Here is a 21,345-nt window from a genome sequence, read left to right as displayed (position 1 = left end):
CATTAAGGCACAAGCAGCAGTCAAAATTCCATGTCACAAGACAATCAAAATTCACAACCTTCTCCTTCGCCCCAAGTACCCCTTTGGAAAGTTAAAATTATCCAAATTATCAGAGGGACGATTGGAATTTTAGAAACCGCGGTAGTTAAACTTGAGACTCCAGTACTACCAGGTAGTGAAGAAACACCCCGTTTTTGGCAAGGTCTGGTAATACAATGGAATAGATTTTTAAGACAAGTCCGCTTGTTTCTACCATCAAATGTGTCTAACAACTTGTCAGATGCAGTTTTGAGCGGAATTTTAGCCATGATCACTGTGGCGGTAATGTGGTCAACTGTAAGTATCTTTATGCAAAATCAAACTGAAGTAGCTACAGTTGCGCCGGTTGCGGAAGTTGCAGCACCCATACCACAACCAATACCCACCCCGGAAATCATACCGGAACCAGAAGCAATACCCACCCCGGAAGTCATACCGGAACCAGAAGCAATACCCACCCCGGAAGTCATACCGGAACCAGAAGCAATACCCACCCCGGAAGTCATACCGGAACCACAACCAATACCCATCTTAAAATTGACACCAGAAGAAACCTTGATTGCAGCCATTAAAAATCAAGTAGCCGAAATTAGCGATCGCTTTGCATCTGGTTTAATACAATCAATACAAGCTAACTTCCGTACTAGTAATTTGACTGTCAAAATTAATGATGATTGGTACAATCTCCCAGAATCTGAACAAAAGCAACTAGCTGGGGAAATATTACAACGCTCTCAAGAACTTGATTTTACCCATCTAGAAATTATTGACTCCCAAGACAAGCTTATAGCCCGTAACCCAGTTGTTGGTAATGAGATAATTATTTTTCAATAGCATATAAATATACCATAGAATGATAACACACTTAAATTATGCCTAACTTACCGGTACTTTTTGATTGGGGCTGCTATGAGGATTTTATATGTTTAGAAACTGGTTTGCCAACAACTTGGGAGTAGGTCAAGCTCGTAAAGAGCAAGTATACCTGGAAATATGTAGTTCACTCAGCCTGGACGATGTTAGTTATTGGATTCAAGTTTTGTTCTCCGCTGGTATTGCTACCCTAGGACTAGTTCTGAATAGTCCCGCTGTGATTATTGGTGCCATGCTGATTTCTCCATTAATGGGGGGTATTCTCGCCAATGGACTAGCACTAGCTGCGGGTGATGTCGTCTTAGCCATCCGCTCACTGCTGAATTTAATATTAAGTTGTCTAGTTGCCATTTCCTTTGCTGTAATACTAGTATCATTGCTGCCATTCAAAGAAATTACCAGTGAGATTTTAGCCAGGACTCAACCTAATCTTCTGGATTTAGTAGTCGCGCTGTTTTCCGGTGCAGTGGGTTCTGTGGCAATTTGTAAAGAACCCAAAGGGGTGGCTACTTCCATTCCTGGTGTTGCGATTGCCGTGGCCTTGATGCCGCCACTATGTGTTGTCGGCTATGGTATTGGGGTCGCTATCAGCCTCAATAGCGTCCAAGGAATACAGGTAGCTAGTGGTGGCGGCTTACTTTTTTTCACTAACTTGGTAGCCATTACCTTTACTGCCATGCTGGTGTTTCTGGGACTAAATATTGACAATCATCAGGTAAGAGAAAGAGTTAGGGAATGGCGTAACACACATCCAGAGAGTCTCTGGGTGCAGAATTGGTTGGAAAAAGTACCCGCTTATAGCAAGCTGGGCAAAATTGGCTCGCTTCCAGGCAGACTATTGTTAATAATTATCACCATTGGCGCGATTATTTTCCCGCTCAATCGTTCCCTGAGTCAACTCGGACGGGAAATTGCTCTCCAGCAACAGGAAAATCGTATTCGTAGTTCCGCAAAGGATGTGTGGCAGAAAAACTTTGCTACTTTTGCCGATGGTGAAGCACGTTCTTTCATTAGCAACATCTCGACTTCAGAACAAAAGGATAAGCTGACAATTCAACTTCAGGTGTTTACAAGTCAGCAATATTCAGCAGAGGAGCAGGATAGTTATATTCAAATCTTAGCTTCCCGCTTGGGAAGACCTCAAGAATTATTAGCGCTGAAGCTGGTGGAAATTCCCACCGCATCCAATGAACTCTTACGCCCAGTACCAAAGGAACAACCCCCTGAACCAGTGTTAACCATCGCCCAGTTACAATCAATTTTTGTGCAGGAAATTCAATCTGCATTGCTTGATTTGCGGCTTCCCCCACCAGCAAAAATGATTAATTACGAGTTAACTACTAGTCCAGTTGCGCCTTTAAGCATCCGGGTGGTGTATCTCAGTGAACGGGATATTGATAGAGATGCTCAAACTTTAGTCGCCGATAGCGTCAGAAGTCTCCTAGATGATCAGTCTGTTCAGGTGAGTATGCAAAGAGTAGCTACTTCTTTAGGGGCTATATCTTTTGAGAATCAGAAATCAGAAATTAGGTCAGATGACCGTCAATTATTAGACCGTGCAGGTAAAATTTTACAGCAGCAGCCCGGTTTAAACCTACAAATGATCATTAATCAGAGAGAAAATGAGTTAGCGGAACTTGTCCTAGACCGATCGCAAGCAGTGATAGAATATTTGGGGTCGCAATGGCAAATTAGCAGCGATCGCATAGACTGGCAAACAGGAGCAGAATCTCAACCTAGGGCGGTAATCCAACTTACATTAAAATCATCGAGATAGCCCCCAGTAGTCATATCGACAAATAATCGCAAAATCCATACACTAGTAAAAATTTCACCTCAAATAAGCGATCGCCCCCATGTCCTGATTCTTATCGACGGGTTTCTCATCTTGATTCCGACCCTCAAGCACTCACACTCAAACGGCTGCGTCAGCTAAGTCGCATCCTTGATAAAGTTGTCACCATTCCCGGAACCCCAATTCACATTGGTTTAGATCCCCTTGTGGGATTTTTACCCATTGGTGGCGACATTTTGGGAGTCATCCTGGCTAGTTACATCGTTATCGAAGCCGCCAGAATAGGTGTTCCTAAAGGTATGTTAAGCAGAATGGTCTTGAATGTGATCATCGATGGCTTAGTAGGTACTGTCCCCATCATGGGAGACTTATTTGATTTCGCCTGGACAGCTAATGAGTATAATATCAAGCTATTGGAAGAACATTTACAGTTGACTCTACCTCGGAGCAAATAAATACCAAAATTTTTAGCATTCCTATTTGATTTGTCAGTAGGTTTATTCATTAGCCCATAGGCTGATATTTTTCCAGAAATAACTCAGCACGGCTGCAAAAATTAGGAAAATCTATATTTTCATGCCATTGTCTTAATAGCATTCCCATGATAATAATGAGAATGCCTTAAACAACTTATGCATAAAGGAATGAAAGATTGGTGGCAGGCTACGTTTCCTCAAGGTAGACAAACTCTCATTATTAGTGATACACATGGACATCCCGTAGAAATTGCCTATGGTGAAGTAGGTACTGGTCAGCCATTATTTCTATTACACGGTATGGGTAGTTGGAGCTACAATTGGCGCCATAGTATTGCTCCATTATCTAAACATTTTCGAGTCATTTGCTTTGATGCCAAAGGTTATGGTTTTTCGGAAAAACCTCGGTTACGTAAAGAACAGAACGGTCATCAAGTTATTGAGTTAGAAAGAATTATTCAGGCTTTATGTGATCAACCCGCCGCCATTGTAGCAGAATCTTTAGGGGGATTAGTAGCCCTGGCCCTAGCTCAACACAATCCCCAATTAGTGGGGCGGTTAATAGTTGTCAATGTACCTATTTTCACCGAACGGTTACCCCATTGGGCAATGTGGATACTTGCTAAAACGCCACTAGAAGTATTAGATACAATAGACTCTTTGCGTTTAGCTTATCTATTTGCCCCTATATTACGAGAAATCATGGCTATAGAAAGGCGTGGAGTGCTTTTCGACCCATCACTGTTGACACAAGAAGATGTGTATTGGATAACCTATCCATTTATTGAGTTTCCTGGGACTATTGTCAAAGTCGCTGAGGAGTTACAAATAGCAGCACAGGAAATAGAGAACTGGCAACTTAATAAACCTAATATGCTCAGTCAGATTCAAAATAATTTAGGTAATATTAAATGTCCCACACTGATTATGTGGGGAGATCAAGATAGTTGGTTCCCCCTCAGTCATGGTAAAAAGTTACATCTATCTATCCCTCATTCCCAGCTAAGAATTTTAGATAACTGCTGTCATGATGCTGCGACTGGTTCCTCGGCGGTGATCAATGCAGCTATTCTTGATTTTTTGCACAAGACAAATTTTTGACCGAAAAAAAAAGAGTGAGAGAAGGCATACCAATCGCCTTGAACCTCTCACTCTGGTATTTGCTGCTGTAGTGTTCAGGAATATTTATCAGCACTGTCATTGATTTAGGGGGCTAATGTATATAACAGTGACAACGCGGATATATTTAATATTCCCGGTGCGACAAATACCAAAACTATTGATTAAAACCGTTATCCTTTATCAAGGTAAGTTTATTCTTGATAATCCCAATTAATAGAACCCGTCTTGTTTTTGTCTTCTTTAATCTAACCCACTAAATCTCAGTATGGTTGCCATTTTGGCAGTTTTTTAGATTGTTATCATGGCTATTGGTTACCCCTGGGATTATGGACAAAGCTCACATTTTATCAACTTAGGAACCAGGTTGAGATTTGGACAATAAAATTGCCGACCAAGAATTTTTTTGACGAATATCCATCAACTCTGCCAAAATTTCTTGCCTTTTATCCAGTGGATGCATATCTTCTGATGCTAGAACCGTTTCCGGTGTATCTGATTTCCTTAGCCTGGGTTCGAGTGGTGCAACAATAGGTGAACTATTTAAAATCCTTGATTTTGCTCTTGGACTAGTGATGGGTTTGTCCGCTCTTGATACCTGGTGATTGACTAGTCGCAAAATCATTAAGCAACCACTGGCACAACTCAGGGCGATGGCCGCTACCATCCATAAAGGTGTAGGATTGTTCTTGTCGGAAGGCCTTGTCATTGGTTTGGCCACTACAGCCGGTATTTCTAGTGGCTCTACCTGATGTTTACTACCAACATCACCCAAGCTATACAAAGCTAAGGCGGTAATTCCTATGAGGATTGTGAACAACCCAGTCAACAATAACCCTGGATGACGTATCAGCACATAGATAAAAATGTTGAAATTATCGACTAATTTTGATTTCCTATTTCCCGGTCTTCTGATTTGCCTCGCCTCATACTGTCTACTGTGACTATGTTCCATGGTTAGTTTCAACTTACGCCCCTCTAGTTCATGATTGTAGTGGAGGCTTAGACATCAGGTATCAGTAGCCAGGTGTGCAACTCAGTAGCTTTTTTTTTGGAAACATCCAGCCACCGAATCCTATCAAAACATAGTGGGAGCCTGAGAAACCCTACTCTTTAGAGAGGGGATGAAACGTGACTCAACAGGATTTATCCTGTCGTATCCTTAACAAAAAGGTTTTGACAGGTATTTACAAAGCATTTCTGTTCAGTTAAAATAAGATAGCATCAGCAAGTATGGTGAAAAACCCGTTCATATGCTTTACTTAAGTAGCCACACAGCTAGGTATGACCTTGGGCCTAAGGTGGGTAGGGGAGCTTTGACACTCCCAAGACAACATAATTTATTTCATAGATTAAGTAAATAATATTGTAAACGTTGCGTAGCATTGCTTCAGCCTGCGTAGCAACATCTTAGATTCCCCTGTGTTTCAACCAGGGGAGATGTCAAATTTTTGCTCAGATTAGTGATCACTTGGATTCATGACCAGAATAGTTACTAAAAATATTTGACTATATTTTTAGCTTGGTAAGGTCTAAACCTTACTGGGCTAACTACAAACCTCTCTACTGAGTTTCCATCAAAGATAGAGTCCCCAGCTACCTTTCTTAATATATTTAGGGAACCATTCAAGTCTGCTGAATATATTTTCCCAGACTTAGACCTAAATAAACCTCTCTTGATTCTTTTACCTAAATAGTGTTCATGCTTTTTGATAGGTTCAAAATCTAGAAAACTACATTTTGAGGTGTAGCTCTCTTCATTTGTTTGCACCTTGATTCCAGCGAGTTTAGCTTTATATTCTAGTTGCTGGATAAATCGAGCATGGGGAGTATTAGTAAAGTTTTGATTGGTCTTACTTCCCAAGTTAATGCTTTGCTTCCAATTCTCGTTTTTACCTATAATCAAATGGGTTATGTTTTGTCTGACTAGCTGATTAACAATAAATCTACTAGCTGTGTGGAGGTAATAATCCACCTTGTTATTACGTTTAAGTGTCAGTGCTTCTATTTTTCTAGAAGTTTTTTGATTTTTAGGTAACTGAGATTGACGACTAGCTTTAACTTTGTTGTAAAACTGATTACAGGATTTAATAGCTTTACCGCAAACAATAAAAGGTTTGAAGTCGTGACAATTACTACTAACAGTGGCTAAGTTATTTAAGGCTATATCAATTGCTGCTATTCTGTTATTAGTTGTTAGGGATGTTTCTTCTTGCTCATAAACTGCTTCGACAATGTAGGCATTATTTTTGGGAATAATCCTGACTTCTTGAATTTGAGTAAGCTTGGTTTTGATGAGCAATGACAACCCAGAAGGAGAAATTAAACCTTGCTTTAAGGCTTTTTTAGAAAAAGCCTGATTGTTAAAGGTTAAGATATTTCTCCCTTGTTGCTTATGTTTATACTTGGGTAACTTGGGTTCACCTAAAAACTTATCAGGATTTAACTTATACTCTTTTTTGGCTTCTTGATAGGATTTAAAGCATTTATCGACTTGTTTAAATACCAGTTGAGCAACTTTGCTGGGTAAAGCTTTGTAATCATCACTGTTTTTAAGTGAGTGGTATATTTGATTGAAAGTTGGTATTGGTTGACTATTGAAAAAGGCTTGACGACATAAATAAACAGCACAGTTGAATAGGTTTTTTGATAAAAAAGACATTTGATCAATCACCCCAAACCACTTGTTATTTCTTTTGATTATATGTCGTTCAACTAATCGCATTCTGACTCCAGGATTAACAATGCACTTGTGTTTTTCTGTTCCTTCTTCTTAGACCATAGATTCTCGCACAGAAGCTAGTTATGATTGAGATAAAGTCTTGCATAATATCTTCAGTTTCTTCTTCTGCAAGATTTACTACCTCAATATCTTTCCCTTGCTTGTTTACTAAGACTTTCAGATAATTAAAACCCACCCTGGTTAATCTATCTTTATGCTCAACAACAATAATTTTATGATCATCTTCATTTAGCAACGCAACTAATTTTTTTCGGTTGTCATTAACTCCACTTCCCACTTCTTTAACTATTTTCTTTACTTGATACCCTTTAGCTTCGCAGTAACGTACAAGCCTTTCTGCTTGACTGTCTAAATTGCTTTTATTTTCAGCACTAGATACTCTCGTATAAATCACAACTCCTTCAAAGGTTTTTTGTACATCAACGATGACTGTACCTGTAGGAAGCTGAGTAGCTTTAAGTTCACCACGTTTCCACATCCTCCAAGCAGTCTGGTAATTTATTCCCTTTGATTTAGGGTAGTCAGATAGTTTCATTCCCAAAATATCCCATAAATGATTACATCTGACTATATCTGATTATATTTTTATCATTTAAACCTTATACCTTTCTAGAGCTAATTGAATTAACCGGTCTACTAATTCCGCAAAGGGTATACCACTATAAGCCCAAAGCTGGGGATACATACTGGTAGCAGTAAAGCCTGGGAAGGTGTTGATTTCGTTAATTAATACTTCCCCGGTAGCTTCCACAAAGAAAAAATCTACCCTTGCTAACCCAGCAGCATCCACAGCTGCAAAGGCTTGTAAGGCCATATCTTGGATTTGGCGGCTCACACCATCTGGAATGGGTGCAGGAATTAATAAATCTGCCTTACCTACAGTATATTTAGTTTCGTAATCATAGAAGTCACTGTGGAAAGTAATCTCTCCTACAATGGAGGCTTTAGTTTGATCATTACCTAATACGGCACATTCTACTTCTCTAGCAACTACACCCGCTTCCACAATTATTCGTCTGTCATAAGTAGCAGCATTATCTAAGGCCGCTTCTAACTCTGAACGCGATCGCACTTTGGCAATACCCACTGATGAACCTAAGTTAGCAGGTTTCACAAAACAGGGATAGTCTAAGGCTGACTCTATTTCATCGCATAGTTTGGGAAACACACAGGGATTTGACCAAACTTCCGCTCTAGTTAAGGCCTTGTATTTCACTTGGGGTAATCCGGCTTGCTCAAAAGCCATTTTCATGGCAATCTTATCCATACCTACAGCCGAACCTAAGACCCCAGAACCCACAAAGGGAACTTGCATTAATGTCAGCAACCCCTGAATAGTACCGTCTTCTCCGTTGGGACCGTGCAGAATGGGAATCCAAACATCTACTTCTGTTACTTGGTCAGGTAATCGCCACGGGTTCAAGTTTTGGGTTTCTAATTGGGGAATACCAGTTTCTAGAATCTGCTGTGCTAGTTCTCCCCCTAACCAGCAGCCATTTTTCTGGATGTAAAAAGACAATATTTCGTATTTGTGAGCATTTTCTTCTACATTTAAGGCACGGGCGATCGCCCGTGCTGAACTAATTGAAACTTCATGTTCCCCCGAACGACCCCCAAACAGCAGTCCCACCCGCAGCTTAGTCATTTTTAGTACCTTTTTATTTTCTCTGGCTGAGAGTTTATCACAACCTGTTGAGGTTGCTATATTTTTTTGTGCTAACTATAAAGGAACTACACAGACAAACACAGAGGTTTCTGGGATGGGATTATTTTAATTTAAATTCATCGAATTTTACTACATCTGAATCTGGTTTACGCATATCAAAATAATAGCTAGTTACTATCCCAGTGCCTGTGTTAAATATACTAAAAACCGTGATGTCGTTACTTGCTATGTAAGGAATGGGCTGATTATCTTCCCTTAACAAAGGTGCTATGCTTGGGACTACTGGTTCTAATCCGTAAGGATCACCCACTGCAATATAATCTTCTTGAGATACCGTCAGTATTTCTCGTTTATTGTTCCCCCAAGCAGCACCATAGGAGTTACCCACATTCGATGTTTCTAGAAACTGCATTCCACTAGGACTTATAAACCGATTCCACAGGTGGGAATGTCCATATAATACTAGTTGCACTTCAGCCGCTTCTAGTAACGGGACAAGATCACGGTTAATATAGTCTGTGTCTTTGGGGTACTCGTAACGGACAGCGGTAATCTTACCTTTGTGATCACGTTCTATGGTCTGCACTGGGTCAGTATAAGCAGGGACGATGTTATCACCCAGAGTGTGGGGGGGATGATGGAACATCACTACTTTATATTTGGCTTGTTGAAACTCTTCACTGTCAAGTTCTGCTTCTAACCAATTATATTGCTCACTACCTTTGGCAATTGGTTCAAAAATAAACTGTCCATAACCCCAATTTTCAGGATTGTCTAAATCCTGGACTGCTTCTGTATATCTACCTCTGTATACTGTATTTATTTTTTGGGTTCGCCACATACAAGTTACGTACAGTACTACTAGACGCACATCCCCAAAGCTCACTGCATAATACTTTTTACCGCCGGATTCACTTTCAGGTAAGCTAAAAATCTCTTCGTATGTCTGTGTATTAAAGGAATTATCTATTAAAGACTTTCCCTGTATAATTTTTCGGCGACAGCACGGGGAATGGTATCATTAAACTCATTGTTTAAACTATTGCTTCTCCCAACTCTCCCCATGACTTCATGATTACCAATGGCTGTAAACATGGGGGCGTGTTGAATGATTTCACCACCTGTATAAATGGTTTCAACACCATTATGCGCCATCTTATAATTAGCACGACCTTGTAAAGCCGGAAAGAAGGCACCACCCCGATGATCATCAAACCATTCTGAGGCGCGATCGCTCACATTAATTAAATCACCAGCGAACCATACCCCATCTATTTGTCCGACTGTTTCCACCACCTTTTGCAGATTGGCTGCTATCATCGGTTTTAATTGATGGTCTGAAGTCAATAGAATCTTCATTGCTTGACCCCGCTCCGGGGTAGGCGCGAGAGTGAAAACATCACTCCTAACACTTGCACCATCTTCTCGCACACTCATAACAAAATAGGGAACACGCACACCGGGGGTTAACCCCGTCACCTCAGCTGCGTGTCGCCAAATATGACGTTTGACAGGTTGATTTATAGTTGTATTTGCTACTTTTGATTGCTGGTCTTCTCTTGTGCGGCTAAGTTTACTCGTTTTTGCCAATCTCGATTGATCCAGATTTTCACCGTAGTAAACCACGTGTTCTTGACCTGCAAATTCAGTAAACCAAACTACTTGCACTGAGTTGGTAGTTGGCAGTTGCAAAAATGGGTCTGTCAGCAGATGCGGTGCTGATACCATAGTTTTTTACTCCCACATTTACAATTACCAGCATAAAACATAATGTTCTTTCTAGTTCGGCTGGTCGCGAGATCAATAAAAGCGAGGAACTTCAGTGATACCGCAATCGCGCCCCCCGAAGCTGGGGGGATGTTCTATCCTGCACTTTCCAAACTGCGATGCTCCTTATAGACGCCGTAAATAGTATTAAAACAGAGTAAAAGTCACAAAAATTATTAGTATACAGCAATTTGTCAAAATTTGTGACTCTTTTTCCTAAAAATATACTTTTTTCATACATCATTTTCATAAATTAACTTTTTTACACTTTTTTACACTTTTTTTCTTCCAAGGTATTGCCAAATGCTGGGGATAGATGCTAATGTTCCAATTGTGAGTAAAAAAACACATTCTTTTTTTGCCACAGGTAAACTTTGCGACAATTATCTAAGGTGTAAACATATGGCAGTTGAAAAAACTAACTCTTCCTCCAGCTTGGCAGAAGTTATCGACAGAATCCTTGACAAAGGTATCGTTATCGACGCTTGGGCTCGTGTATCCTTGGTTGGTATCGAATTACTGGCTATTGAAGCTAGAATCGTAATCGCTTCTGTAGAAACCTACTTGAAATATGCAGAAGCAGTAGGTCTGACTCAGTCTGCTGCAGTTCCTGCATAATTCTCACAATAAAATCCATTTTTGTAGAATAACTATAAGTTTCTTATAGTTATTCTGCGTTATTCTGCATTTTCCAAATTTTAAAAAAGCTTGATAGCTAACGGTTCCAAGGGATTGTAAGGTGTAAACATATGGCAGTTGAAAAAACTAACTCTTCCTCCAGCTTGGCAGAAGTTATTGATAGAATCCTGGACAAAGGTATCGTCATCGATGCCTGGGCTCGTGTTTCTTTAGTTGGTATTGAATTACTGGCTATTGAAGCTAGAATTGTCATTGCTTCTGTAGAAACTTACCTGAAATATGCAGAAGCAGTAGGACTCACTCAGTCTGCAGCAGTTCCTGCTTAATTATCAAATGGTTTAGACCACTTTATCATTATTCAGGAGAAGTTCATGTCTGCTTTGATGGAAAGAATCCGGGAAGAAAACCGGTCAATATTCGAGAGTGTTAATAAACTTATTGATTGCAGCAAAAGTGCTAGAGTTGCTCAAAGTATTGCTAGAGTTGCTCAAGCGAAAGCACAAGCAGCAGCATTGCTTGAGTTCCAACAAAACCTGCAGCAAGAAACTGAGCAGTTTTTAACAACCACAACTCAAGAACGTGTTGCTCAAGCGAAAGCACAAGCAGCAGCATTGCTTGAGTTCCAACAAAACCTACAGCAAGAAACTGAACAGTTTTTAACAACCACAACTCAAGAACGTGTTGCTCAAGCGAAAGCACAAGCAGCAGCATTGCTTGAGTTCCAACAAAACCTACAGCAAGAAACTGAGCAGTTTTTAACAACCACAACTCAAGAACGTGTTGCTCAAGCGAAAGCACAAGCAGCAGCATTGCTTGAGTTCCAACAAAACCTGCAGCAAGAAACTGAGCAATTTTTAGCCACCACTGCTAAAGAACGTGTTGCTCAAGCGAAAGCACAAGCAGCAGCATTGCTTGAGTTCCAACAAAACCTGCAGCAAGAAACTGAGCAATTTTTAACAACCACAACTCAAGAACGTGTTGCTCAAGCGAAAGCACAAGCAGCAGCATTGCTTGAGTTCCAACAAAACCTGCAGCAAGAAACTGAGCAATTTTTAGCCACCACTGCTAAAGAACGTGTTGCTAAGGCCAAAGCCCAAGCAGCAGAACTGCGTCAATTCCGTCAGGATTTGTTTATGAGTGTTATTGGTGGATCCGGACTTTAATAAAGATTCGCAATAAACACATCTCATCTGTTTCAAAATTGGGCTAAATAATAAACCCCCTTTATCTTTCAGTTGCAAAACTGCTAATACAAGGGGTTAATTAATAAAATTAAAGTGTTCCGAGACTTTAGTAAAATAGGCTTGTATTGCTAACCCACTGATTCCAATATTTGCTGAACGAATAAAGTCAATAGTGTTACTTAACTAGAGTTTTAGATTTATTTACCTTTATATAGTACGATAGAGAGGAACTCTGTCACATTAAATCAATAATCGCACCTTAATTTCCCTCTGATTGAATATAAAGATAGTTCCATGCTTTCTCAACTTATAACTGGGATTTGGATCAGCAATCCTGGTTTTAGTTAGCGTCAAAAATGTTAAGATCATCAAGTGAATAGAAAAAATCAAAACCTAGCCTGGGACTTCAAAAACTAGACCGCTAGAAAAATTTGATATCACTACACACCTTTAAAGTGCAGAGAGTCCCTTGGCAAATCCCAATTGACAGTAACACTTGAAATCTTTCAGTCTATAGTCTCACACACCTTCAATTTATTACCAGCTTCAATTTATGGCTATCACCAATACGAATCACAAAAGAGCAGTTATTCGTGTCCGTCCAGGACAGTTTGTCATGACACCTGCGATTGAGAAAGTAGCAGCTAGAGCATTGCGTTATCTCAAATCAGGGTTTCCCGTTCACTTGCGAGGCCCTGCGGGAACAGGTAAAACAACTTTAGCACTCCACATAGCGCACTGTCTCGAGAGCCCAGTAATGTTACTGTTTGGCGATGACGAATTTAAAAGTTCGGATTTGATTGGTAGTGAAACTGGTTATACTCGCAAGAAATTACTGGACAATTATATTCACAACGTCGTTAAAGTAGAAGACCAATTACAACAGAACTGGGTTGATTCTAGACTGACTTTAGCCTGTCGAGAAGGTTTTACCTTAGTCTATGATGAATTTAACCGTTCACGTCCAGAAGTTAATAACGTTTTACTTTCAGCTTTAGAAGAAAAAATTCTCAGCCTACCTCCTAGTAGTAATCAGCCAGAGTATCTACACGTTAATCCGAAATTTCGCGCTATATTTACATCCAATCCCGAAGAATACTGTGGAGTTCATTCAACCCAAGATGCTTTGATGGATAGGTTAGTAACTATTAATATGCCAGAACCAGATGAGATAACTCAAGGCGAAATATTAATTCAGAAAACAAACATATCTCGAGAATCTGCTTACTTAATAGTGCACTTGGTAAGATCGTTTCGTCTGGTTATAGAAGCAGAGAAAACTTCAGGTTTACGGTCTTGTTTGATGATTGCTAAAGTATGTGCGGACAATGACATTCTAGTAGAAGTAGAAAATCCAGACTTTCAGGAGATTGCTATCGATGTTCTGTGCAACCGCAGTAATTTAGCGATGAGCGAAGCGACAAATATTTTAATGGAATTACTTAGCAAGACTAGTTTCCAAACAGAACTTTCACAGCCAAAGACAGATTTAGAAAATGCTGATCTTTTTGATAAAGAAGTTTACAATCACTAAACTCATACCAAAAAGTCAAGTAATAACTAGAATTTTCAAAGACTTAGCTCCAGATTGCATCTAATACTAAATGCTTCTGGTTCTTTGGAACACAAATTGTTTGTGAGCAAAATTATCGTCTTTATACTATTCAAGAGTTGAATTATTCGTGACTTCTACCCCCATACTACCAACACGTCATCAGACAAACTCAAGTCGAACTATTAACACATCTACTCAAGGCTCAAACTTAGCGGACATTCTGGAAAGAGTCTTAGATAAGGGCGTTGTTATTGCGGGCGATATTTCTATATCTATCGCATCAACTGAACTTTTACATATTCGCATTCGCTTGTTAATTTCCTCCGTTGATAAAGCCAAGGAAATGGGTATTAATTGGTGGGAAAATGACCCTTATCTGAGCAGTAAAGCCCAAAGATTAATTGAAGAAAATCAACAGCTTCAAAATCGCCTGGAGAGTCTAGAATCCGAAATAAAGTTACTTAAGTCTGCGAGTATCCAAGATCAAACTCCATTACCAGAGAATATTCAACATGATTAAGTAACCAGGAAATTATTTGATCACGAGATTCCCAGTTAGATGAGTAATTGGTTAAAATTTCTGTTTGAACCAGCGAAAGTCAAACAGACTGGGACGGTTAATAACTATTGAAAAATGACTGATTGAATTGCATTCAAAGAAACTGAAAGTTTAGGTTACATTTATAGAAATGGTTTGTAATCCATCGGAAGACTTTAAGGATTTACCAACCAAGGCTTCTAAAAATAACGAAGCGGGTTTAGCTCCTTTATTATTGACTGTATTAGAATTGCTGCGTCAACTAATGGAAGCGCAAGTAATTCGGCGTATGGAACAGGAGTTACTGTGTGAATCTGATTTAGACCGAGCGGCGGAAAGTTTGCAAAAGTTAGAGTCACAAATTTTAGATTTTTGTCAGATATTTGAAATTGAGCCATCAGACCTCAATGTAAATTTAGGAGATTTTGGTAGTCTTTTACCTCCCTCTGGTTCTTATTATCCAGGGGAAACTAGCAATCAGGCTTCAGTGGTAGAGTTATTAGACCGGCTTTTAAATACTGGAGTTGTTGTAGACGGTGAGATAGATATCGGTTTAGCTCAACTAGACCTGATTCATGCTAAGTTACGGTTAGTTTTGACCGCCAAAACAATGTAATCAAAAGTGATCAGTTGTAAATTCCAACTCAATGGGTTAATAAATTAATGAATTTTGGTCTTTATTTGTATGGGATTTTCCCCGATATAATTCCTAGCTCTGTTTCTATTACAGGATTGGACGGGAAACCTGTTTATAGTCAGGTAGTTGATGGATTGACTTTTTTATATTCAGAAGCATCTAAAGAGAAATATTTGGCTTCTCGACGCAATTTATTAACTCATGAAAAAGTGTTAGAGGAGACGATGCAAGCAGGATTTAATGTCCTTCTTCCTCTCCAGTTCGGATTAGTTATTAAAGACTGGGACGCAATAACCACACAACTCATCGAACCATATAAAGAGCAATTGCACAACTTATTTCAAAAACTGGCCGGACAAAGAGAGGTGAGTGTTAAGATTTTTTGGGATAGCAAGTCTGAATTGCAAGCCATGATGGAATCTAATCTCGCTTTGAAACAGGAGCGTGACAATATGGAAGGTAGAAAATTAAGTATAGAGGAGGTGATTCACATTGGACAATTAATTGAAAGTAATTTATCCGCTCGCAAACAATCTGTGATTGAAGTTTTCTCTAATGAGCTAAATCCTTTAGCAACAGAGGTTATAGAGGGTGAACTTATGACAGAGGACATGATTTATAACACCGCATTTTTGATTCCTTGGGAAAGTGAATCTAAATTCGGTGAAATCGTAGAAGCAATTGATATGAAATTTGGCGATCGCCTACGTATTCGCTACAACAATTTCACTGCTCCCTACACATTTGCACAACTGGCTGAACCATAGACCCAATTGCAGCTATTTATTACCATCCCTCTTGCTGTATGTAATAATAGCTTTAAAAATGCAATATCAACTACCAAGGATTTATGACTATGCTGATGAAACTTTTACTATCTCCAATAATGGGTCCAATTAATGGAGTTGTATGGATTGCAGAGAAAATTGAAGAGCGTGCTAATACCGAATTTAATGATCAAGAAAACCTGAACAAACAATTATTGACCCTGCAGCTTTCCCTAGACATGGGCGACATTACCGAAGAAGAGTATGACGCTCAAGAAGAAGAAATTCTTTTAAAACTCCAAGAATTGGAAGAAGAAGCCCGACTGGAAGCAGAATCTGAAGAATACGAAGCCTTGGAAGAACAAACTCAGGTGAGAGCATAGACTTAAGTAGATCAAGATCCAACCGGGAGTTGTCAAATTTTCGGCAATATGACCGACTTAATATTCAATTTCCAGAACATTGTAGTTCTTAGATTGCACCGATTCAATAGACTCAACATATATATTTTTTCGAGAGCCTATATCTTGAGTATTTGTTAACTCAGGATCATTTTGACGAAGTTTCTTAATCGTTTTCTCGGTTTCTTCTATTTGGTGATTCAGGGTAGTTAAACGCCTGTTTAGTAAACTTGTTCGCTCTCTAATGAAATATAGTTCCCTTTGAAGACGTTCCTTTTCAGTCACCATTTGATACAGTTCCAGCTGGCACGATGCCTCGTTCTTATTGCGAGGCATTGTACTAATCTTAGGTCTGATAACACTACGCTTAGGAGTATTTTTCATGAACAATGTCTGAATTGTTATTAATTATTAATTATAGCTAACTAAGGTGTCATTGTAAATCTTTCAAGAATATGTAAATATTTTCAGCAATACTTTAAACTAACTCTATAAGTCTTCAAAATCTGGCACTATCACCAAAAATATAAAAATATGGTATAATTTTTACCAAATCGAGGATGATAATTTAATATTATTACAATGTGGGAGCGGAAACTGAATTAGTTAAAATTATACAACTATCTAGGTGCAGTATATGGAATCAGAAAACCTCTATAGTTATGCCTTTTTAGAAACACCTAGCTTGCCCTTAATTTTACCACAAGGTGCTGCTAGTCAAGTAGTGCTGATTAAGAGTACTAATCTTTCGGCTATTGTTGAGCCTGGAATATCTTTAGAGTCATTCCAACATAATGAGCAGAAAATTATCGAGATGGCTTTATGCCATGACCGAGTTATTTGTGAGCTTTACCAGCAGATTACAGTTTTACCCGTGCAGTTTGGAATATGCTTTAATTCTCAGAAAAATCTGCTCATTCACCTAGAATCAAATACCGAAAAATATCGCCAGCAGCTACAAAAAATTCATGGTAAGACTGAATTTACTTTGAAATTGATTCCTGTAATACTAGAGGAAGTTGCACCAGTAAAGGCCAGGGGAAAAGATTACTTTTTAGCTAAAAAGCAACAGTATCAAAACCAAAAAGACTTTAGTATTGCACAAGCAGCAGAAAAACAGTATCTCATTGATTTAATAACAACAACCAATAATTATCCGGTTGTTGTTAAAGAAAAAGAGCAAGAAGTAAGCATTCATATGCTGGTTAATATTGAAGATAAAAATTGGTTTTTAGAACAAACTTTAAATTGGCAAAAAGCTTGTCCTCGTTGGAATTTATTGTTAGGAGATTCTCTTCCTCCTTACCACTTTATTTAATTAAAGTTTATTTATTCTTTTCCTAATTCTTTTAAAGTTATGAAGCAGTACGACTCACTTAACTTGGTTATGTTTAGCGGCAAAGGCGGAGTTGGTAAAACTACTATCTCTTGCAGTTTTGCTCGTTACTGGGCGACAAAGTTTCCAGAGGAAAAAATTTTGTTACTTTCTACAGACCCAGCACATTCCTTAGGAGATGTATTACTTTCAAAAGTCACAGATGATGGTTCACAGGTAGAAGATTTACCTAATTTGAGTGTTCGAGCATTAGATGCTGAAAAACTATTAGTGGAATTTAGGGCTAAATATAGTCGATTCTTAGAACTGCTAGTTGAGCGAGGGAGTTTAGCTGACGGAGAAGATTTAGCCCCGGTTTGGGATCTAAATTGGCCTGGCTTAAATGAACTGATGGGATTGCTAGAAATTCAGCGTCTACTTTCAGAAAAAACCGTAGACCGGATAGTGCTTGATATGGCTCCTTCAGGTCATACATTAAATTTGTTGCAATTAAAAGATTTCTTCGATGTAATTTTAAATTCCTTTGAATTATTTCAACAAAAACATCGTGTGATCACAGAGAGTTTCAGAGGGAGCTATAAATCTGATGAAGTAGATGATTTTCTGGAGGATATGAAATCTCAATTAGCAGAAGGTAGACGACTGCTACAAGATGAGACATTTACAGGTTGCTTGGTAGTCACAATTGCTGAACCCATGTGTTTAGCAGAAACTGAAAGATTTTTAGATAATTTAAAAACTCTCAATATTCATTATACCGGAATTCTGATAAATCGCATCATCACAGATAGCGATATAAATACAGACCGCTATGCAGAGCAACAAAATTTGACCGATAAATTCTTAAAAATTGCCGGCAATCAACCAGTTTTCATTGTACCACAACAAGCAAAAGAACCATTAGGTTCCTTGGCATTGGATGACCTGGCACGACAAATTCAAAAAATTGACAGCGTCGAACTTTCTACCCCGCCAGTAATTCAATGGCCAAGTAGAATCCTCCCAAGCTTCAGTGACTTTGTATCCGAAGGATGTCAACTAATTATTGTGGGGGGTAAAGGAGGAGTTGGTAAAACAACAGTTGCAGGAGCTTTAGGCTGGGGTTTAGCTAATCGTCATCCTCAACAAAAAATTCGGATAATTTCCATAGATCCTGCTCATTCCTTGGGTGATGCATTTGGACAAAAATTGGGACATCAAGCCTCATCATTGGCAACTAATTTGACCGGACAAGAAATTGATGCTGATGAAATATTAGATCAGTTTCGTACGGATTATCTTTGGGAATTAGCGGATATGATTAGTGGTGAAGGAACAGAAACTGATAGCACAATAGATATTGCTTATCTTCCAGGAGCTTGGCGACAGATTATGTCTCAAGCTTTACCAGGTATTGATGAGATACTGTCCCTAATCACTATTATGGACTTATTGGATAGTAACCAGCAAGACTTGATTATTTTAGATACTGCTCCCACCGGTCATCTGCTACAATTTTTGGCAATGCCATCTGCTTTAGGAGATTGGTTATCGTGGATATTTAAGTTATGGATAAAATACCAGAACGTTGTAGGTAGACTAGATTTAATTGGGCGGTTGCGGAATTTACGTCAACAAGTTGTCCAAGCCCAAAAGAAATTAAAAAATCCAAAGCATACGCAATTTGTGGGAGTAATTCAGGCAGAAGGTGCGATTATATCTGAACATATACGCCTAACAGCATCCCTGAAAGATATGGGAATCCAACAACGTTATGTAGTGCAAAATCGCTATACTCAAGAAATAGGAATTGACTCCAGCTTATTTCCCGAACAAACAATCATCCGCTTACCCAATTTACCTAGATCAGTAGAACCAATTGCCCGTATTCAAGCAGCTGCAAATCTTTTATTTGACTTTGATTAATCAATATCAAATTTAAGCTGTATGTAGCCTAAGATATATTTTCTCAATTCATTTTTCGAGGAACTTTATGAGTGATTTATTCAAGGGATTTGAGCAGTTTATAGAGTTGGTGAAAACTCTAGAAGAAAAAGTGGAAAATGGACAAATTAAAACTGATGTGCAGTTTAACTCACGTTCATTAAGCAGTATTCCCAGAACCGGTAACATTCCCCGTACTAATAATAATACAACTAGTAATGTTGGTACTACTTCCATTCGTACCCCATCTTCCCCTGCACGTGATACAGGTGCATCTGACCCAAATATACAACCCGAAGGTAATTTAGGTATAACCCTCAAAGATATTGGGGGATTGAACCAAGAACTCAAAGAACTCAAAGAACTGATTGCTATTCCTTTAAAACGCCCTGACCTGCTAGTTAAGTTAGGACTCGAACCTACACATGGGGTATTATTAGTAGGTCGCCCCGGTACCGGCAAAACACTCACAGCCCGTGCGTTAGCTGAAGAACTGGGGGTTAACTACATTGCCCTTGTTGGCCCTGAAGTCATCACCAAATATTATGGTGAAGCAGAGCAAAAACTGCGGGCTATTTTTGAAAAAGCTGCTAAAAATGCTCCTTGTATTATCTTTATTGACGAAATCGATAGCTTGGCCCCAGACCGTAGTGCAGTAGAAGGGGAAGTAGAAAAGCGTTTAGTTGCCCAACTATTGAGCCTCATGGATGGTTTCTCCCACAACAAAGGCGTGATTTTACTCGGAGCTACTAATCGCCCTGATCATCTTGACCCAGCTCTACGCCGTCCCGGACGATTCGACAGAGAAATTCAGTTTCGAGTTCCAGATATCAATGGGCGCAAAGAAATCCTGCAAGTCCTGACTCGTGCTATGCCCTTAGATAATACAGTTGATCTGGAGTTTATTGCCGATCGCACCGTGGGATTTGTGGGGGCTGACTTAAAAGCTGTCTGTCAAAAAGCAGCATACACAGCTTTACGCCGTCAGGTTCCTTCCATTGATATGCCAATTCCAGAAGTTATTACGGTGCAGCAATCTGATTTCTTGCAGGCGCTCAAGGAAATCAAACCAGCAGTACTTCGTAGCATGGAAGTTGAAGTTCCTCATGTGGAATGGGAAGATATTGGGGGCTTGGAAACCATAAAACAGACCTTGCGGGAATCTGTGGAAGGGGCTTTGTTGTATCCAGAACTCTACAAAGAAACAAAAGCCAGAGCGCCCAAGGGAATACTCTTGTGGGTCCTCCCGGTACTGGGAAAACATTATTAGCCAAGGCTGTGGCTTCCCAAGCACGAGCTAACTTTATTGGTATTAATGGACCAGATTTACTTAGCCGTTGGGTGGGAGCCAGTGAACAAGCAGTTAGGGAGTTATTTGCCAAGGCGCGACAAGCAGATCCCTGTGTAATATTTATCGATGAACTTGATACATTAGCGCCAGCACGGGGGACTTACACCGGTGATTCAGGAGTCAGTAACCGGGTAGTAGGACAATTACTCACGGAATTAGATGGTTTAGGAACTGGCGCAAATATTTTGGTAATTGGGGCTACCAATCGTCCTGATGCCATAGATCCTGCTCTGTTACGGGCAGGGCGGTTAGATTTACAATTAAAAGTAGATTTACCGAATTTAGATAGTCGGTGCAAGATTTTGCAAGTTTACAATCAAGGCAGACCTCTTTTAAATGTAGATTTGGAACACTGGGCTAAGGTGACAGAAGGTTGGAATGGTGCGGATTTAGTATTACTCTGCAATCAGGCCGCTGTAGAAGCAATTCGCCGGTTTAGGTCTCAAGGTGAAACAGATACTGCTGCCATCAAGATTACTGTTGATGATTTCCAAGCTTCTTATGAAGCTTTAATCCAGCAACGTACAGTTTAATTC

General features: G+C 39.4%; 19 protein-coding genes and 2 pseudogenes. 15 read left to right on the top strand and 6 right to left on the bottom strand.

What is annotated here, in order from left to right; all coding sequences use genetic code 11:
- Nucleotides 1-30 precede the first annotated feature (30 nt).
- The 4 genes from AC6IZ0_RS06170 (at nucleotide 31) to AC6IZ0_RS06155 (ending at nucleotide 4,284) form a co-directional block, all read left to right on the top strand.
- A complete protein-coding gene (locus tag AC6IZ0_RS06170; RefSeq protein WP_497725456.1) occupies nucleotides 31-873 on the top strand; it encodes a hypothetical protein in 843 nt (280 codons plus the stop codon).
- Between the two features lie 88 nt (nucleotides 874-961).
- Nucleotides 962-2,689: a DUF389 domain-containing protein gene (locus tag AC6IZ0_RS06165; RefSeq protein ID WP_497725455.1), complete on the top strand. Its 1,728-nt coding sequence runs from the start codon at nucleotides 962-964 to the stop codon at nucleotides 2,687-2,689.
- Between the two features lie 146 nt (nucleotides 2,690-2,835).
- Nucleotides 2,836-3,162: a DUF4112 domain-containing protein gene (locus AC6IZ0_RS06160; RefSeq protein WP_497726009.1), complete on the top strand. Its 327-nt coding sequence runs from the start codon at nucleotides 2,836-2,838 to the stop codon at nucleotides 3,160-3,162.
- Nucleotides 3,163-3,351: 189 nt separating this feature from the next.
- Nucleotides 3,352-4,284 carry an alpha/beta fold hydrolase gene (locus tag AC6IZ0_RS06155; RefSeq protein WP_497725453.1) on the top strand — a complete coding sequence of 311 codons (933 nt, stop codon included), beginning with the start codon at nucleotides 3,352-3,354 and terminating at the stop codon, nucleotides 4,282-4,284.
- Nucleotides 4,285-4,657: 373 nt separating this feature from the next.
- Here the strand turns inward: AC6IZ0_RS06155 and AC6IZ0_RS06150 are convergent, their stop codons facing one another.
- From AC6IZ0_RS06150 to AC6IZ0_RS06130, 5 genes and pseudogenes are all read right to left on the bottom strand, one after another.
- Nucleotides 4,658-5,257: a hypothetical protein gene (locus tag AC6IZ0_RS06150; RefSeq protein ID WP_497725452.1), complete on the bottom strand. Its 600-nt coding sequence runs from the start codon at nucleotides 5,255-5,257 to the stop codon at nucleotides 4,658-4,660.
- A 540-nt stretch (nucleotides 5,258-5,797) separates the two neighbouring features.
- Nucleotides 5,798-6,964, bottom strand: coding sequence for an RNA-guided endonuclease InsQ/TnpB family protein (locus AC6IZ0_RS06145; RefSeq protein ID WP_497725451.1), 1,167 nt, complete (start codon nucleotides 6,962-6,964; stop codon nucleotides 5,798-5,800).
- A 76-nt stretch (nucleotides 6,965-7,040) separates the two neighbouring features.
- Nucleotides 7,041-7,580, bottom strand: a complete 540-nt coding sequence (locus AC6IZ0_RS06140; protein WP_497725450.1) for an IS607 family transposase — start codon at nucleotides 7,578-7,580, stop codon at nucleotides 7,041-7,043.
- Nucleotides 7,581-7,637: 57 nt separating this feature from the next.
- Nucleotides 7,638-8,690 carry a D-alanine--D-alanine ligase family protein gene (locus tag AC6IZ0_RS06135; protein WP_280801630.1) on the bottom strand — a complete coding sequence of 351 codons (1,053 nt, stop codon included), beginning with the start codon at nucleotides 8,688-8,690 and terminating at the stop codon, nucleotides 7,638-7,640.
- Between the two features lie 121 nt (nucleotides 8,691-8,811).
- A pseudogene (locus AC6IZ0_RS06130) lies at nucleotides 8,812-10,439 on the bottom strand (purple acid phosphatase family protein).
- 441 nt (nucleotides 10,440-10,880) lie between these two features.
- Between AC6IZ0_RS06130 and gvpA (AC6IZ0_RS06125) the strand changes: the two are divergent.
- The 8 genes from gvpA (AC6IZ0_RS06125) to AC6IZ0_RS06090 all read left to right on the top strand — a co-directional run bounded on the left by gvpA (AC6IZ0_RS06125) (nucleotide 10,881) and on the right by AC6IZ0_RS06090 (nucleotide 16,181).
- Nucleotides 10,881-11,096 (top strand): gas vesicle structural protein GvpA, encoded by a 216-nt coding sequence (gene gvpA / locus AC6IZ0_RS06125; protein WP_063873375.1) that lies wholly within the window; start codon nucleotides 10,881-10,883, stop codon nucleotides 11,094-11,096.
- Between the two features lie 131 nt (nucleotides 11,097-11,227).
- A complete protein-coding gene (gene gvpA, locus AC6IZ0_RS06120) occupies nucleotides 11,228-11,443 on the top strand; it encodes a gas vesicle structural protein GvpA (protein ID WP_063873375.1) in 216 nt (71 codons plus the stop codon).
- Between the two features lie 45 nt (nucleotides 11,444-11,488).
- Nucleotides 11,489-12,280 carry a gas vesicle protein GvpC gene (gene gvpC, locus AC6IZ0_RS06115; RefSeq protein WP_497725449.1) on the top strand — a complete coding sequence of 264 codons (792 nt, stop codon included), beginning with the start codon at nucleotides 11,489-11,491 and terminating at the stop codon, nucleotides 12,278-12,280.
- Nucleotides 12,281-12,854: 574 nt separating this feature from the next.
- Entirely contained in the window at nucleotides 12,855-13,835 is a 981-nt protein-coding gene (gene gvpN / locus AC6IZ0_RS06110; protein ID WP_497725448.1) for a gas vesicle protein GvpN, read from the top strand.
- Between the two features lie 148 nt (nucleotides 13,836-13,983).
- Nucleotides 13,984-14,376, top strand: coding sequence for a gas vesicle protein (locus AC6IZ0_RS06105; protein WP_271732686.1), 393 nt, complete (start codon nucleotides 13,984-13,986; stop codon nucleotides 14,374-14,376).
- A gap of 169 nt (nucleotides 14,377-14,545) precedes the next feature.
- Nucleotides 14,546-15,010 carry a gas vesicle protein K gene (locus AC6IZ0_RS06100; protein ID WP_271732685.1) on the top strand — a complete coding sequence of 155 codons (465 nt, stop codon included), beginning with the start codon at nucleotides 14,546-14,548 and terminating at the stop codon, nucleotides 15,008-15,010.
- Between the two features lie 47 nt (nucleotides 15,011-15,057).
- Nucleotides 15,058-15,798 (top strand): gas vesicle protein GvpF, encoded by a 741-nt coding sequence (gene gvpF / locus AC6IZ0_RS06095; protein WP_271732684.1) that lies wholly within the window; start codon nucleotides 15,058-15,060, stop codon nucleotides 15,796-15,798.
- 119 nt (nucleotides 15,799-15,917) lie between these two features.
- Entirely contained in the window at nucleotides 15,918-16,181 is a 264-nt protein-coding gene (locus tag AC6IZ0_RS06090) for a gas vesicle protein GvpG (protein ID WP_497725447.1), read from the top strand.
- 57 nt (nucleotides 16,182-16,238) lie between these two features.
- On the opposite strand, the gene AC6IZ0_RS06085 is transcribed toward AC6IZ0_RS06090, so the two are convergent.
- Nucleotides 16,239-16,583, bottom strand: a complete 345-nt coding sequence (locus AC6IZ0_RS06085; RefSeq protein ID WP_497725445.1) for a hypothetical protein — start codon at nucleotides 16,581-16,583, stop codon at nucleotides 16,239-16,241.
- Nucleotides 16,584-16,836: 253 nt separating this feature from the next.
- Here AC6IZ0_RS06085 and AC6IZ0_RS06080 point away from each other — a divergent pair, with 253 nt between their 5' ends.
- From AC6IZ0_RS06080 to AC6IZ0_RS06070, 3 genes and pseudogenes are all read left to right on the top strand, one after another.
- Nucleotides 16,837-17,517: a GvpL/GvpF family gas vesicle protein gene (locus tag AC6IZ0_RS06080; RefSeq protein WP_497725444.1), complete on the top strand. Its 681-nt coding sequence runs from the start codon at nucleotides 16,837-16,839 to the stop codon at nucleotides 17,515-17,517.
- 39 nt (nucleotides 17,518-17,556) lie between these two features.
- A complete protein-coding gene (locus AC6IZ0_RS06075; protein WP_497725443.1) occupies nucleotides 17,557-19,440 on the top strand; it encodes an ArsA family ATPase in 1,884 nt (627 codons plus the stop codon).
- A 67-nt stretch (nucleotides 19,441-19,507) separates the two neighbouring features.
- Nucleotides 19,508-21,342: pseudogene (locus AC6IZ0_RS06070) on the top strand (AAA family ATPase).
- The last annotated feature ends 3 nt before the right edge of the window (nucleotides 21,343-21,345 follow it).

Source organism: Anabaenopsis sp. NIES-4685 (assembly GCF_059725405.1).
The sequence above is the reverse complement of the archived record's forward strand: the minus strand, read 5'-3'. Positions and strand labels throughout refer to the sequence as shown.

What these genes read in the sequence shown, in the direction of transcription:
- AC6IZ0_RS06165 (WP_497725455.1), top strand. Translation starts at nt 962, where the DNA reads ATGTTTAGAAACTGGTTTGCCAACAACTTGGGAGTAGGTCAAGCTCGT.
- AC6IZ0_RS06155 (WP_497725453.1), top strand. Translation starts at nt 3,352, where the DNA reads ATGAAAGATTGGTGGCAGGCTACGTTTCCTCAAGGTAGACAAACTCTC.
- gvpF (WP_271732684.1), top strand. Translation starts at nt 15,058, where the DNA reads ATGAATTTTGGTCTTTATTTGTATGGGATTTTCCCCGATATAATTCCT.
- AC6IZ0_RS06085 (WP_497725445.1), bottom strand. Translation starts at nt 16,583, where the DNA reads ATGAAAAATACTCCTAAGCGTAGTGTTATCAGACCTAAGATTAGTACA.
- AC6IZ0_RS06150 (WP_497725452.1), bottom strand. Translation starts at nt 5,257, where the DNA reads ATGGAACATAGTCACAGTAGACAGTATGAGGCGAGGCAAATCAGAAGA.
- AC6IZ0_RS06140 (WP_497725450.1), bottom strand. Translation starts at nt 7,580, where the DNA reads ATGAAACTATCTGACTACCCTAAATCAAAGGGAATAAATTACCAGACT.
- gvpA (WP_063873375.1), top strand. Translation starts at nt 11,228, where the DNA reads ATGGCAGTTGAAAAAACTAACTCTTCCTCCAGCTTGGCAGAAGTTATT.
- AC6IZ0_RS06145 (WP_497725451.1), bottom strand. Translation starts at nt 6,964, where the DNA reads ATGTCTTTTTTATCAAAAAACCTATTCAACTGTGCTGTTTATTTATGT.
- AC6IZ0_RS06080 (WP_497725444.1), top strand. Translation starts at nt 16,837, where the DNA reads ATGGAATCAGAAAACCTCTATAGTTATGCCTTTTTAGAAACACCTAGC.
- AC6IZ0_RS06135 (WP_280801630.1), bottom strand. Translation starts at nt 8,690, where the DNA reads ATGACTAAGCTGCGGGTGGGACTGCTGTTTGGGGGTCGTTCGGGGGAA.
- AC6IZ0_RS06090 (WP_497725447.1), top strand. Translation starts at nt 15,918, where the DNA reads ATGGGTCCAATTAATGGAGTTGTATGGATTGCAGAGAAAATTGAAGAG.
- AC6IZ0_RS06075 (WP_497725443.1), top strand. Translation starts at nt 17,557, where the DNA reads ATGAAGCAGTACGACTCACTTAACTTGGTTATGTTTAGCGGCAAAGGC.
- gvpC (WP_497725449.1), top strand. Translation starts at nt 11,489, where the DNA reads ATGTCTGCTTTGATGGAAAGAATCCGGGAAGAAAACCGGTCAATATTC.
- AC6IZ0_RS06170 (WP_497725456.1), top strand. Translation starts at nt 31, where the DNA reads ATGTCACAAGACAATCAAAATTCACAACCTTCTCCTTCGCCCCAAGTA.
- AC6IZ0_RS06100 (WP_271732685.1), top strand. Translation starts at nt 14,546, where the DNA reads ATGGTTTGTAATCCATCGGAAGACTTTAAGGATTTACCAACCAAGGCT.
- gvpA (WP_063873375.1), top strand. Translation starts at nt 10,881, where the DNA reads ATGGCAGTTGAAAAAACTAACTCTTCCTCCAGCTTGGCAGAAGTTATC.
- gvpN (WP_497725448.1), top strand. Translation starts at nt 12,855, where the DNA reads ATGGCTATCACCAATACGAATCACAAAAGAGCAGTTATTCGTGTCCGT.